The sequence below is a fragment of the Geobacillus sp. PK12 genome, assembly GCF_004123125.1.
In the GTDB taxonomy this organism is placed as follows: Bacteria; Bacillota; Bacilli; order Bacillales; family Anoxybacillaceae; genus Geobacillus; species Geobacillus zalihae.
Genome location: NZ_SDKL01000091.1, coordinates 1 through 1,122, shown reverse-complemented (window position 1 = coordinate 1,122; position 1,122 = coordinate 1). Strand labels below are relative to the sequence as shown.

Below are 1,122 nucleotides of genomic sequence, written 5' to 3'. Positions count from 1 at the left end.
AGGGCTGGTTGAGCGCTGACACTCAACTAGCACCACGGGTTAAAATCAATATGGATTTATATTCTAAAAATATATTTTAGGGGAGTTGTTATTCAATGTGTGGATTTGTAACTAGACACAAAGAAAGAGATTTAGAAATTCCAAAGCATCGTCAAGATTTAATGACTGCAATTGAAAAAGATTTATTTAATGACGATGATGTATTAGCGGTTTTTTATGGTGGTTCAATCGGGAGTGAAAACATGGATTTATATTCCGACATTGACCTCCGCATCGTTGTATTACCTGAAAAATTCCAAGCATTTATCTCGAACAAAAAAAAATCGCCCTAAAAAGTGGGGAAATGTTCTTTATTTTGAGGATTTAGGTCCGTTTGTAACTTATTCAATCGCTCACTATGATTGTTTCGTTAAAGTGGATACATTTTATTATAAACCTGAAGACATTCAGCCTTCCGTATGGTTGAAAAATATAAAAATTATAAAAGATACGGATGGAATGTTGGCAGATATTTTAGATAAATCAATGGCTTTATCCTATGAACCAACAATTGAAGAATTGGAACTTTGGCAAACAAAGTTTTTTGCGTATTTTCATGAAGCTTATCGCAGAGTAATGAGAAAAGAGTATTATTATGCTTTGAAATGTATTGACAACTTACGTTTATCAATGGCAACAGCTTGGTATATGGAAGCAGGAATCCAACCAAATACGTTTGGTGATTGGGCAAAATACGAAGGGGAAAGAAGCAAGCTAGAAGCTTGGCAACTTTCCCTCCTTGAAAGTTGGGAATGTGGTAGAAATCCCCTTGAAATGATGAATGTGATAAAAAGTATAGTTCCAGAATTTAAAAGAGTTCATAAAAATCTTTGTAATAAGTGTAAATTAGCACATTATTTCAGAATCCCTTTTTCAAATTATTTCAGATGGATTCTGAAATAATGTGCAAAATTTTTGCGGATTATTGCGGATTTTGCACATTCTTTCGGAACGTTTGCACGCTCTTTCAGATGAAGATTTCCAGCGCGCCTGATGGACGGATGGAAAATGGAAAAGTGAAAGCACAATAGAGGCCGATTCGGCCCCTTTCGTGCTAATACCCCATTTCCTCTGCGGCCATGC

General features: G+C 35.7%; 1 protein-coding gene. It reads left to right on the top strand.

Annotated elements, in window-relative coordinates:
* Positions 1–234: 234 nt before the first annotated feature.
* Positions 235–942, top strand: a complete 708-nt coding sequence (locus ETR37_RS17870) for a hypothetical protein (RefSeq protein ID WP_306418285.1) — start codon at positions 235–237, stop codon at positions 940–942.
* Positions 943–1,122 lie beyond the last annotated feature (180 nt).